An 11,916-nucleotide genomic window follows, 5' to 3' on the forward strand; every position below is an offset into this window, starting at 1 on the left:
ATGACCGAGAACGCCACCGCCCCCACCACCCCGGCCGGCGCCCGCGTCGACGCGCCCGTCAGCACCCCGATCGGGCCCGTCGACTCCTCGAAGACCCCGCGCTTCGCCGGCATCGCGACGTTCGCGCGGCTGCCGCGGCTGGAGGACGTCGGCCGCGCGGACATCGCGGTCATGGGCGTGCCCTTCGACAGCGGCGTCTCCTACCGCCCGGGTGCCCGCTTCGCGCCGGCCCAGATCCGCGAGGCCAGCCGGCTGCTGCGGCCCTACCACCCCGGGCTCGACGTCTCGCCGTTCGCCGCGGTGCAGGTGGCCGACGCCGGTGACATCGCGTGCAACCCCTACAACATCCCCGAGGCGCTCGACGCCGTGCAGGAAGGTGCCTCCACCCTCCTCGACGCCGGCTCGAAGATCGTCACGATCGGTGGCGACCACACGATCGCCCTGCCGCTGCTGCGCGAGATGAAGCGCCGCCACGGTCCCGTCGCGCTGCTCCACTTCGACGCGCACCTCGACACCTGGGACACCTACTTCGGCGCCGACTACACCCACGGCACGCCGTTCCGCCGGGCCTTCGAGGAGGACCTCCTCGACACCGAGGCGCTGGCCCACGCCGGTATCCGCGGCCCGCTCTACTCCAAGGACGACCTCACCGACGACGCCCGCATGGGCTTCGGCATCACCACCGCGATGGACGTCATGAACGAGGGCGTCCCCGCCGTCGTCCAGGCCCTGCGCGAGCGCATCGGCGACCGCCCCCTCTACATCTCCATCGACATCGACTGCCTCGACCCGGCGCACGCGCCCGGCACCGGCACCCCCGAGGCCGGCGGCATGACCAGCCGCGAGCTGCTCGGCATCCTCCGCGGACTGGCCGGCACCAACATCGTCGGAGCCGACGTCGTCGAGGTCGCCCCGGCGTACGACCACGCGGACATCACCGCGGTCGCCGCCTCCCACGTCGCCTACGAGCTCGTCTCGCTGATGGCGCTGCAGGGTCGCTGATCCGATGAAGATCGCCGTGTGGCAGACCGGGTCGGGCGGCCTCGACAGGCTGCGGGAGCGCGCCCTCGAGGCGGCAGCCGCCGGGGCGCGGCTGCTGGTCGTTCCCGAGGCCTTCACGAGCGGCTATGCGGTCCCGGGCATCGCCGAGGCCGCCCAGCCGGTCGACGGCCCCTGGCGCCAGGCGATCGCCGCGATCGCGACCGATGCCGGCCTCGCGATCCTCTACGGCTTCCCCGAGCGCGACGGAGACCGGGTCCTCAACAGCGCTGCCCTCGTCGACGTGGACGGCTCGGTGCTCGCCCTGCATCGCAAGTGCCATCTCTTCGGCGACCTCGACACCTCGACGTACGCACCGGGGGAGTCGCTCGCGACGCTCACCGAGCTCGACGGGCTCCGGGTCGGCATCCTGATCTGCTACGACGTCGAGTTCCCCGAGGCGGTGCGCACGCTGGCGCTCGCCGGCGCGGACCTCGTCGCCGTGCCCACCGCGCTGATGCGCCCCTATGAGGTCGTCGCGCGCACGCTCGTGCCCGCGCGCGCCTACGAGAACCAGGTGTACGTCGCGTACGCCAACCGCAGCGGGTCCGAGGGCGACCTCACCTACTGCGGAGAGAGCTGTGTGGTCGGCCCCGACGGTGCCGACCTCGCCCGTGCAGGCTCCGGTGACGAGCTGTTGCTGGCCGAGATCGATCCGGCCCGGCTCGCGTCCTCGCGCGCCGACAACACCCACCTCGGTGACCGTCGCCCGGAGCTCTACGCCTCCCTGGTCGACGGCGCCCCTGTCACAGATGAGGAGCACGCCCGATGACCTCGGCCGTCCCCACCAACGCCACCACCGAAGGCGTCACCAAGCCGATCACGATGTTCGGCCCCGACTTCCCCTTCGCCTACGACGACTACGTCGCGCACCCGGCCGGCATCGGCTCGATCCCGCAGGGCGCGCACGGCACCCGCGTCGCGATCGTCGGCGGCGGCCTGTCCGGCATGCTCGCCGCCCGCGAGCTGCTGCGGATGGGCTTCGAGCCCGTCGTCTACGAGGCCGACCGCATCGGCGGCCGGATGCGCTCGGTCACCTTCGACGACCACCCCGACGCGCAGGGTGTCGTCGCCGAGATGGGCTCGATGCGCTTCCCTCCGTCGTCGACCACGCTCTTCCACTACCTCGACGAGATGGGGCTGGCCACCGAGGCGTTCCCCAACCCGCTCTGCGAGGCGACGCCGAGCACCGTGGTCGACCTCAAGGGCGAGACCCACTACGCCCGGACGCTCGAGGACCTGCCGCCGGTCTACACCGAGGTCGCCGAGGCGTGGAGCCAGACCCTCGAGGAGTACGCCGAGCTCGGGCCGCTCCAGGACGCCATCCGCGCGCGTGACGCCGCGAAGGTCAAGGAGATCTGGAACGGCCTGGTCGAGCGCTTCGACGACGAGACCTTCTACGGCTTCCTCGCGCGGAGCAAGGCGTTCCGGAGCTTCCGCCTGCGCGAGATCTTCGGCCAGGTCGGCTTCGGCACCGGCGGCTGGGACACCGACTACCCGAACTCGATCCTCGAGATCCTCCGCGTCGTCGTGACCGCGGCCGACGACCACCATCGCGGCATCGTCGGTGGCTCGCAGCAGCTGCCGGAGCGGCTCTGGTCGCTCCCCGTCGACGGCGCGGCGCACTGGCCGGCGGGCACGTCCGTGCAGTCGCTGCACGAGGGCGGCGTTCCGCGGCCCGCGGTGACCGAGATCCGGCGTACCGAGCCCGACCGGTTCACACTCCACGACGCCGACGGGCGCATCGACACCTTCGACGCGGTCATCTACACCGCGCAGTCGTGGATGCTGCTCAACACGATCCGGGCCGACGAGCGGCTGCTGCCGATCGACCACTGGACCGCGATCGAGCGCACGCACTACATGGGCTCGAGCAAGGTCTTCGTCCTCGTCGACCGGCCGTTCTGGAAGGACATCGACCCGGAGACGGGCCGCGAGGTCATGAGCATGACGCTCACCGACCGGATGAGCCGCGGCACCTACCTGCTCGACCAGGGCGAGGGGAAGCCGGGCCTGATCTGCCTGAGCTACACGTGGTCCGACGACTCGCTGAAGCTGCTGCCGCTCGACGCGCAGGCGCGCGCCGACATCATGCTCAACTCGCTCGCGCAGATCTACCCGGGCGTCGACATCCGCTCGCACATCATCGCCACGCCGGTGACGATCTCGTGGGAGCAGGAGAAGGCGTTCATGGGCGCCTTCAAGGCGAACCTGCCCGGCCACTACCGCTACCAGGAGCGGCTCTACACGCACTTCATGCAGGACCGGCTCGCGCCGTCGTTCCGCGGCCTCTTCCTCGCCGGCGACGACGTGTCGTGGACGGCCGGCTGGGCGGAGGGCGCGGTGACCACGGCGCTCAACGCGGTCTGGGGCGTCATGCACCAGTTCGGTGGTGCGACTGCTCCGGAGAACCCGGGCCCGGGCGACGTCTTCGACGCGATCAAGCCGGTGGTCCTGGAGGACTGAGGGCCTGGCCGTGGGGCCGTGGGGGCAGCTGGCGTCAGGCGGCGTGCAGCACGCCGCGTGTACGCCGTGCGGTCTCGCGCGCTGCCCACGGCGCGAGGTCGCGGACCCGGCGGCCGAGCCACGGCGCGACGTCGGCGACCAGGGTCCGGGCGCGGTCGCGGCGCGTGGCCGGGGCGCTCGTGCAGACCAGGGAGGGAAGCGGGAACCGCAGGCCCTCGGCGTTGAGCAGCGAGCCGACCTTCCACGCCAGCACACGGTGGCCGAGCTCGGAGGGGTGCAGGCGGTCGAAAGACCAGAAGACCCGGTCCTGCATCGTCGCGTCGGCGGTCAGGTCGAGCTGCAGCACGCCGTACCGCTCGTGGATCTCGGCGTAGATCTGGTTGAGCACGCGGATCCGCGCGCGCATCGGACGGGCGAGGACCTCGGGCAGCCCGAGCACACGGGTGTGGTCGTGGAACTGCACGGTGATCAGCAGCGTGCCCTGGCGGGCGAGCTCGGACGCGCAGTGCAGGAGGTCCTCGCGGAGGCGGTCCGGGTCCCACGAGGAGCGCATCGCGTCGTTCAGGCCGACGACGAGCGAGGCCACGTGCGGGCGGTGTGCGAGCGCCTCGGCGAGCTGCTCCCGGCGTACGTCGGCGACGGTCGCGCCGGGGACGGCGAGCTTGCAGAAGGAGACGTGGTGCTCGCGTCCGATCGCGTCGGCGAGCAGCTGCGCCCATCCGCGCCAGCCGGCCGGTGTCGGGTCGCCGACGCCGCAGGAGGCCGAGTCGCCGAGGGCGGCGATGCGGACGTAGTCGGCGCTCACGGTGATCGCCTCAGATCGCCGCGAGCAGCTGGTCGGCCTGGGCGCGGAGCACGTGGGCGGCGCCGCGGTGGCTGATGACGGACAGGGGGGTCGGCTCCCAGTAGGGCGTCGCCGCGTTCTCGTCGCAGGCGAGGGCGTCCTCGTCGCGCGCCATCTGCAGGAGCAGCGAGCGCAGCCGGGTGGCGGTGCCGGTGTCGATGGTGGTGGTGTTCATGGCTGCGGTGCTTCCTCTCTGGGTCCTGCTTGCGGGGTGCTTCCAGTCAAGGACGATCCCGCCCCGGGGGCGACGGGAGGACTACGTAGGTCGGTACCTGTTTCGGGGCACCACGTAGTGCGTAGGGGCGCGCTAGGTTGGCCTCGTTCGGGGACGACGTGCTGGAGGAGCAGATGACCGAGGCTCTCGCCGTGCCTGACCCGGCAGGGCAGCTGCCGGCCGAGGTGACCTCGTTCGTCGGCAGGCGCTTCGAGCGCAGCACCGTGCGCGAGCTCCTCAGCGAGTACCGCCTGGTCACGCTCACCGGTTTCGGCGGCATCGGCAAGACCCGTTTGGCGATGCGGATGGCCGCGGAGCTGCGGCGGGTCCATCCCGACGGCGTCTGCTTCGTGCCGCTCGGTGCGCTCGAGGTCGCCGAGGAGGTCCCCGACCAGGTCGCGGCCTCTCTCGGCCTGACCGGGCGGTCGCCCGCGTCGAGCCCCGCGGCGATCGTCGACTACCTGCGCGAGAGGACGATGCTCCTGGTCCTCGACAACTGCGAGCACGTCGTCGACGCGGCGGCCGTGCTGGCCGAGACGGTGCTCCGCTCGTGCCCGACGGTCCGGATCCTCGCCACCAGCCGCGAGCCGCTGCGGGTCGAGGGCGAGGTGGCCCATGCGGTGACGCCGCTGAGCCTCCCGGGTGGCGCAGGCGCCGGCCTGCAGGAGTCCGAGGCGGTCCAGCTCTTCCTCGACCGCGCCCGGGCGAGTGCCCCTGGTTTCACGTTGAACAACGAGAACCGGGCGGCGGTCGCTGCGATCTGCCGGAAGCTCGAGGGGATCCCCCTGGCGCTCGAGCTCGCGGCCGCGCGCCTGACCACGCTCTCGGCGTACGAGCTGGAGCAGGGGCTGACCGACCGCTGGGAGCTGCTCAGCCGCGGCCGGCGTACGGCGCCACACCGGCAGAGCACGATGGCCGCCTGCATCGAGTGGAGCTTCGACCTCTGCACCCCCGCCGAACGCCGGCTGTGGGCGCGAGTGGCCGTCTTCGTCGACGGGTTCGAGCATGACGCCGTCCGTGTGGTCTGCGCGGCACCGGATGAGGCCGAGCCGCTGCTCGAGACGCTGGCCTCCCTGGTCGACAAGTCGGTGCTGACCGCCACCCGCGAGGGCGCCACCACCCGCTTCCGGATGCTGCCGCCGCTGCGCCAGCGCGGGCTCGCCGAGCTCGAGCGGATCGGCGAGGCGACCGCCGTACGCCAGCGGCACCGCGACTTCCACCTCGACCTGGTCGCCCGGGCCCACGCCGCCTGGCTGGGCGCGGACCAGCTCGGCTGGATCGACCGCGTACGCCGCGAGCTGGGCAACATCACCGAGGCGCTCGAGCAGTGCGTGGCCGATCCCCAGGCGACCGCCGCGGGGCTGCGTGCCTGCGGCCACCTCCTCGAGTACGTCCACATCCTCGGTCTCTTCCGGCAGGGCCGCCGCTGGGCCGAGCACCTGCTCGCGGTCGCGTCGGACGACGTCGACGCACGGGTGCGCGCGCTCCGGGCGGCGACCGCCTGGGCGACGATCCAGGGCGACCTCCCCGCGGCGACGGCACTCCTGGCGGAGGCCGAGGAGCTCGCCGGGCCGGGCTACGGGGAGCTGCAGACGCTCCTCGTGCAGGCCGCCGGTCTCGTCGCGCAGTACGCGGGCCAGCTCGAGGAGTCCGAGCGCCTGCTGGTCGAGGCCGACCGTCGCTTCACCCGGACCGGCGAGCTGGCCGAGGCCGCGCACTGCCGGATGCTGCTGGTCATCACGGCGGTGCTGCGCGACCAGCCCGACCGGGCGCTGGAGTTCCACCGCTCGTGCCTCGCCCTCACCGAGCCCGTCGGCGAGGGCTGGGTGCGCTCCTGGTCGCTCTGGGCCGCGGGCATCGCCGAGTGGATGCGCGGCGACACCGCCGCCGGCCAGCGGATGCTCGCGCAGTGCCTGCGGCTCGAGCGCGCGATGGCGGAGCGCATCGGCATCGGGTCGGTGATGGAGGCGATGGCCTGGACGCTCGCCCACGGTGACCCGGAGCGCGCGGTCGTCCTCATGGGCGCCACGCAGAACGAGTGGGAGCGGGTCGGTGCGGCGATCGACGCGCTGCCCGGCTTCGCCGTACGGCACCGTGAGGCGGAGGCGACCGCACGGGCGCAGCTCGGCGACGTGCGGTACGACGAGGCGCACGCGCGCGGACGGGCCCTCGACCAGGCGGCGGCGATCGCGCTCTGCCTGGGGGAGCGGGCCGCGCCGCCCGTCGCGGCCGTGCCGAAGCCGGTGCTGACCCGCCGCGAGCGGCAGATCGCCGAGCTGATCCACCAGGGCCTGACCAACCGCGAGATCGCGGACGCCCTCGTCATCTCGACCCGCACCGCCGAGGGCCACGTCGAGCACATCCTCACCAAGCTGGGCTTCACCAGTCGCACGCAGGTCGCGGCGTGGGTGGCCGAGCAGCACCTCGCAGAAGGACGGTCCTGACATGGGTCTCGACGGACTGCGGCTCGGGTTCATCGGCACCGGGGCGATCACGGCCGCGATGGTGCGGGGCCTGCTCCGCTCGGACCTGCGCGTCGGTGCGCTGCTGCTGTCGCCGCGCAACGCCACGATCGCTGCTGAGCTCGCCACGCTCGACGACCGTGTGCGGGTCTGCGCCAGCAACCAGGAGGTGCTCGACGGCGCCGACGTCATCTGCGTCGCGGTCGTCCAGCAGATCGTGCGCGAGGTGGTGGGCGCGCTGGAGTTCGCGCCGCGGCACCACGTCATCACGTTCGTGCCCGGCACGCCGCTCGGCGTACTCGCGGAGCTGACCGGGCCCGCCGGCAGCCTCGCGCGCGCCGTACCCCTGCCTGCGGTGGAGTTCGGCGAGGGCGTGACGGTGGTGCACCCGGGCGACGCGCTGACGACGCGAGTCTTCGACGCGCTGGGTGGCGCCGTGGCCGTCGACGACGAGGCGCACTTCGAGCCGCTCTTCGCCGCGACGGCGACGATGGCGAGCTTCTACGCCGTGCAGGACGCCGTGACCTCGTGGCTCGGCGAGCAGGGAGTGCCGGCGGGCGCGGCACGTCACTTCGTCGGGGGCTACTACGCGAGCCTCGCCTCGGAGGTCGAGCGGAGCCCCCGCGCGCTCCAGGAGCTCATCGCCGGCATGACCCCCGAGGGCCTCAACGAGCAGGTGCACGCCGAGCTCTCCGCTGCGGGCGCCTACGACCACTACGGACCGGCCCTCGACCGCGTCCTCGCGCGGCTGCGGGCGACCGGCGCGGACGACGCCGACGCCGTGGTTGACTCGCGCTCGTGATGATGGCCCTCGACCTGCTCGCGATCTTCGTCTTCGGCGTGGCGGGCGGGCTGACCGCGGTCCGCATGGGCATGGACATCGTCGGCGTCGCGGTGCTCGGCACGGTCTCCGGCATCGGCGGCGGGATGATGCGCGACGTGCTCATCGGTGCGCTGCCGTCGCCGTTGCTCTCCGACTGGCGCTATCTCTGCGCGCCGCTGGTGGGCGGGCTGCTGACCTTCTGGTTCCACCCCGCGATCGGCCGCCTGGAGCGGGCGATCAACATCGTCGACGCCTTCGGGCTGGGCCTCTTCACCGTCGCCGGTGCCGTGAAGGCGACCGAGCACGGGCTCGGTCCGGTGCCCGCCACGATGCTCGGCGTGATGACGGGCGTCGGTGGTGGCGTGCTGCGTGACGTCCTGACCCGGCAGGTGCCGGAGCTGCTCCGCGCCGGCACGCAGCTCTACGCGACGACCGCCCTCGCCGGCGCCGCGCTCACGGTCGCCGTCATGCGGCTGGAGGCTCCGACGGTCGCGGTCGTGCTGACCGGCGTCACCGTCACCACCGGGTTCCGCCTCCTCACGATCTGGCGCGGCTGGACCGCCCCCAGTCCCGTCCTGGTCTCGCCCCGCCCCGAGTAACACGCCCCGAAGCGGCACATCTGGAGTGCCGAGGCGGCACGTCCGGGTCAGGAGCCGAGCGTCAGCACGTCGTCGACGGAGATCGTCCCGGCCTCGACGACGTCGGCGTAGACCCCGAACGCCGGGCCCGGCCCGAGCACCGTCTCCTGCCGGCCGCGGTAGCCGATGATCTGCCGCAGCGTCTGCAGGTCGACCGCGCCGGAGTCGGGGTTGCGGGTCGTCGCGGCGCAGCGCTTGACCAGCCCGCCCCCTCGCAGGACGGCGCTGCCCATCGCGATCTCCCGGTCCTGCCAGGTGTCCTCCTCGTGCGGCTCGCCGCCCGCGAACTCGACCAGCATCCGGAACCGCCGGGCATCGACCGCCTCCAGTCCGGCCCGCCGCGCCAGCTCGGCGACGGACGCCGAGCCGACCAGCGTCGCAGGGCACACGTCGTACGCCGGGGCGTGGGCGCGCAGGAGCCGCACCGGTTTGCCGAGGACGGTGGAGAAGAGGTCGTCCCAGTCGTGGCCCACGTGGGAGGCCCGGCCGGTGCGGAGGCCGTGGAGGTCGATGTCGACCGGGGCGCCGTCCTCGACCTCACCGCTCAGCAGCACCTCGCCCGACCGGCTGACGGAGAGGCGGCGCTGCGCTGCGTCGTACGCCGCGCGGAGGGGGAGGAGGGCCTGGTGGTGCGTGCAGCTCTGCAGCGTGCCGGCCGCGTCGACGAGGAGGAACTGCCGGTCGCCCGGCACGCCGCGCGGCGTGATCTCGATCGACGTGGGGTGGTGGAGCTGCAGGCCCTTGACCGGGGTGATCGAGAGGCGCGTGACGCGGTAGGGCACGTCCGAAGCCTACGCACACCACTTCTGCCGCCTCGGTGCACCAGATGTGCCGCCTCGATGGGCCCGGAGGCGACGTCACGCCGCCTCGGCGGCGTAACGAGGAATTTCCTGGCAACCCTCTTGACGTCATCTACGTCACACCTGCATTGTTGCTTTTAACGCAATGCAGTGCAGATTACGCAACAGGAGGCTCGAAACATGGTCGGACGTCGGACCGTCATCATCGGGGCGGGAGTGGTGGGCGCCGCGCTCGCCGACGAGCTCTCCGCACTCGGCTGGACGGACATCACGGTCCTCGACCAGGGCGACCTCCCCGCGACGGGTGGCTCGACCTCCCACGCTCCGGGTCTCGTCTTCCAGGCGAGCGGCAGCAAGGTGCTCAGCGAGCTCGCGACGTACACCGTCGAGAAGTTCGTCGACCTGCAGCACGAGGGCCAGTCCTGCTTCCTGCAGGTCGGTGGCCTCGAGGTCGCCACCACGCCGGAGCGGCTCGCCGAGCTCCACCGCCGCCACGGCTGGCTCACCTCGTGGGGCGTCGAGGCCGAGGTCGTCGACGTCGACCGCTGCGTCGAGCTGCACGACCTCGTCGACCCCGCCACGATCCTCGGCGGCCTCTGGTGCCCGACCGACGGCCTGGCCAAGGCGGTCTGGGCGGTCGACGCGCAGATCGAGCGCGCCAAGGCCCGCGGCGTCGTCTTCCACGGCCGCCACGAGGTCACCGACATCACCGTCGTCGACGGCCAGGTCACCGCCGTCGTCACCAACCAGGGCGAGTTCCCCGCCGACATCGTCGTCTCCTGCGCCGGCATCTGGGGCCCGAAGGTCGCCTCGCTCGTCGGCCTCGACCTCCCCCTCACGCCGCTCGGCCACCAGCTCGCCTGGACCGGCGACGTCCCCGCCCAGAAGGGCCAGACGCAGGAGGCGGTCCGCCCGATCCTGCGCCACCAGGACTCCGGCCTCTACTACCGCGACCGCTACGAGGGCCAGGGCATCGGCTACTACCACCACAGGCCGATGCCGCTCTCGGCGTTCGACATCCGCTCGATGGAGGAGGCCGACAGGACCGGCAACATGCCGTCGGTCCTGGAGTTCACCCCCGAGGACTTCGAGCCGGCCTGGGCCGAGACCCAGCGCCTGCTGCCCTCGACCGCGGACACCAAGGTCGAGGAGGGCATCAACGGCCTCTTCTCCTTCACCACCGACGGCATGCCGCTGCTCGGGGAGTCCCGCGAGGTCAAGGGCTTCTGGGTCGCCGAGGCCGTGTGGGTCACCCACTCCGCCGGTGTCGGCCGCGCCGTCGCCGAGTGGATCGCCAAGGGCTACTGCGAGTCGTGGGACATCCACGAGTGCGACGTCAACCGCTTCGAGCAGTACCAGCTCGCCCCCGACTACGTGCTCGAGCGCGACTGCCAGAACTTCGTCGAGGTCTACGACATCCTGCACCCGCTGCAGCCGATGGACTCCCCGCGCAACGTCCGGCTCTCGCCGTTCTTCTCCCGCGAGCAGGAGCTCGACGCCTTCTTCCTCCCGGCCAACGGCTGGGAGCGCCCGCACTGGTACGCCGCGAACGCCGGCCTGCTCGAGCGCTACGACATCCCCACGCCCAACGCCTGGGCCGCGAAGTACTGGAACCCGATCGTCGGTGCCGAGGCGAAGGCGACCCGCGACGGCGTCGCGATGTACGACATGACCGCCCTCAAGCGGATCAACGTCACCGGCCCCGGCGCGGTCGACTTCCTCCAGAAGCTCTGCACCAACGACGTCGACAAGAAGGTCGGCGCGGTCGTCTACACGCTCCTCCTCGACGTCGACGGCGGCATCCGCTCCGACATCACCGTCGCCCGCCTGGCGAAGGACCATTACCAGGTCGGCGCCAACGGCGAGCTCGACATCGACTGGTTCGAGCGGCACCTCCCCGAGGACGGCACGGTCCAGATCACCGACATCACGCCGGGCACCTGCTGCATCGGCCTGTGGGGCCCGAAGGCCCGCGAGGTGCTCGCCACGATCACCGACGCCGACATGACCAACGACGGCCTGAAGTACTTCCAGGCCAAGAAGCTGACCATCGGCAACGTCCCGGTCACCGCCTGGCGCCTGTCGTACGTCGGCGAGCTCGGCTGGGAGATCTACACGACCGCCGACCTGGGCCAGCGCCTCTGGGACACGATCTGGGAGGCCGGCCAGGAGCACGGCATCATCGCCGCCGGTCGTGGCGCCTTCAACAGCCTCCGCCTGGAGAAGGGCTACCGCTCCTTCGGTGGCGACATGACCAACGAGCACGACCCCTACGAGGCCGGCCTCGGCTTCGCGGTGAAGCTCGACAAGGGTGACTTCATCGGCCGCGACGCGCTGGTCGAGCGCAAGGCCAACCAGACGAAGACCCTCGCCTGCCTGACCATCGACAGCACCCAGGACGTCGTCCTCGGCAAGGAGCCCGTCTTCGCCGACGGCACGACGGTCGGCTACGTCACCTCCGCGGCGTACGGCTACACGATCGAGAAGGGCATCGCCTACGCCTGGCTGCCACTCGAGGTGGCCGAGGTCGGCACCGAGGTCGAGATCGGCTACTTCGACAAGCGGGTCAAGGCCGTCGTCACGGCGGAGCCGCTCTTCGACCCGAAGATGACCCGCCTCCGCGGCTGACCA

Annotated in this window: 10 protein-coding genes; 7 read left to right on the forward strand and 3 right to left on the reverse strand. The window is 72.1% G+C overall.

The features are described 5' to 3' along the window. Genes speB through IEX47_RS07950 form a run of 3 tightly spaced genes read left to right on the forward strand, consistent with a single transcriptional unit; the run spans position 1 to position 3,504 of the window. Positions 1-1,002: an agmatinase gene (speB, locus tag IEX47_RS07940; protein ID WP_188783467.1), complete on the forward strand. Its 1,002-nt coding sequence runs from the start codon at positions 1-3 to the stop codon at positions 1,000-1,002. A 4-nt stretch (positions 1,003-1,006) separates the two neighbouring features. Then, positions 1,007-1,810, forward strand: a complete 804-nt coding sequence (locus IEX47_RS07945) for a carbon-nitrogen hydrolase family protein (protein ID WP_188783468.1) — start codon at positions 1,007-1,009, stop codon at positions 1,808-1,810. Beyond that, on the forward strand, positions 1,807-3,504 hold the full coding sequence (locus tag IEX47_RS07950) for a flavin monoamine oxidase family protein (protein WP_188783469.1): 1,698 nt from the start codon (positions 1,807-1,809) through the stop codon (positions 3,502-3,504). Before IEX47_RS07945 ends, IEX47_RS07950 begins: the two co-directional genes overlap by 4 nt. A 34-nt stretch (positions 3,505-3,538) precedes the next feature. Here IEX47_RS07950 and IEX47_RS07955 read toward each other — a convergent pair whose 3' ends face one another. After that, positions 3,539-4,309 carry an SGNH/GDSL hydrolase family protein gene (locus IEX47_RS07955; RefSeq protein ID WP_188783470.1) on the reverse strand — a complete coding sequence of 257 codons (771 nt, stop codon included), beginning with the start codon at positions 4,307-4,309 and terminating at the stop codon, positions 3,539-3,541. Positions 4,310-4,319: 10 nt separating this feature from the next. Next, positions 4,320-4,523, reverse strand: a complete 204-nt coding sequence (locus IEX47_RS07960; RefSeq protein ID WP_188783471.1) for a hypothetical protein — start codon at positions 4,521-4,523, stop codon at positions 4,320-4,322. Between the two features lie 173 nt (positions 4,524-4,696). Between IEX47_RS07960 and IEX47_RS07965 the strand changes: the two genes are divergently transcribed. From IEX47_RS07965 to IEX47_RS07975, 3 genes are read left to right on the forward strand one after another with little or no spacing between them, the layout of a single operon-like run. Beyond that, positions 4,697-7,006 carry an ATP-binding protein gene (locus tag IEX47_RS07965; protein ID WP_188783472.1) on the forward strand — a complete coding sequence of 770 codons (2,310 nt, stop codon included), beginning with the start codon at positions 4,697-4,699 and terminating at the stop codon, positions 7,004-7,006. A gap of 1 nt (position 7,007) precedes the next feature. Next, entirely contained in the window at positions 7,008-7,826 is an 819-nt protein-coding gene (locus IEX47_RS07970; protein ID WP_229662732.1) for an NAD(P)-binding domain-containing protein, read from the forward strand. Next, a complete protein-coding gene (locus tag IEX47_RS07975) occupies positions 7,826-8,446 on the forward strand; it encodes a trimeric intracellular cation channel family protein (RefSeq protein ID WP_188783732.1) in 621 nt (206 codons plus the stop codon). Before IEX47_RS07970 ends, IEX47_RS07975 begins: the two co-directional genes overlap by 1 nt. Before the next feature lie 47 nt (positions 8,447-8,493). Here the strand turns inward: IEX47_RS07975 and IEX47_RS07980 are convergent, their stop codons facing one another. Further along, on the reverse strand, positions 8,494-9,267 hold the full coding sequence (locus IEX47_RS07980; protein ID WP_188783473.1) for an MOSC domain-containing protein: 774 nt from the start codon (positions 9,265-9,267) through the stop codon (positions 8,494-8,496). Between the two features lie 198 nt (positions 9,268-9,465). Between IEX47_RS07980 and IEX47_RS07985 the strand changes: the two genes are divergently transcribed. Further along, positions 9,466-11,913, forward strand: coding sequence for a GcvT family protein (locus IEX47_RS07985; protein WP_188783474.1), 2,448 nt, complete (start codon positions 9,466-9,468; stop codon positions 11,911-11,913). Positions 11,914-11,916 lie beyond the last annotated feature (3 nt).

It is taken from the genome of Nocardioides phosphati (assembly GCF_014646375.1).
Lineage (GTDB): Bacteria > Actinomycetota > Actinomycetes > Propionibacteriales > Nocardioidaceae > Nocardioides > Nocardioides phosphati.

Bases quoted from the DNA above. Each gene is read 5' to 3' on its own strand.
- IEX47_RS07945 (WP_188783468.1), top strand. From the start codon at position 1,007: ATGAAGATCGCCGTGTGGCAGACCGGGTCGGGCGGCCTCGACAGGCTG.
- IEX47_RS07970 (WP_229662732.1), top strand. From the start codon at position 7,008: ATGGGTCTCGACGGACTGCGGCTCGGGTTCATCGGCACCGGGGCGATC.
- speB (WP_188783467.1), top strand. From the start codon at position 1: ATGACCGAGAACGCCACCGCCCCCACCACCCCGGCCGGCGCCCGCGTC.
- IEX47_RS07975 (WP_188783732.1), top strand. From the start codon at position 7,826: ATGATGGCCCTCGACCTGCTCGCGATCTTCGTCTTCGGCGTGGCGGGC.
- IEX47_RS07985 (WP_188783474.1), top strand. From the start codon at position 9,466: ATGGTCGGACGTCGGACCGTCATCATCGGGGCGGGAGTGGTGGGCGCC.
- IEX47_RS07950 (WP_188783469.1), top strand. From the start codon at position 1,807: ATGACCTCGGCCGTCCCCACCAACGCCACCACCGAAGGCGTCACCAAG.
- IEX47_RS07960 (WP_188783471.1), bottom strand. From the start codon at position 4,523: ATGAACACCACCACCATCGACACCGGCACCGCCACCCGGCTGCGCTCG.
- IEX47_RS07965 (WP_188783472.1), top strand. From the start codon at position 4,697: ATGACCGAGGCTCTCGCCGTGCCTGACCCGGCAGGGCAGCTGCCGGCC.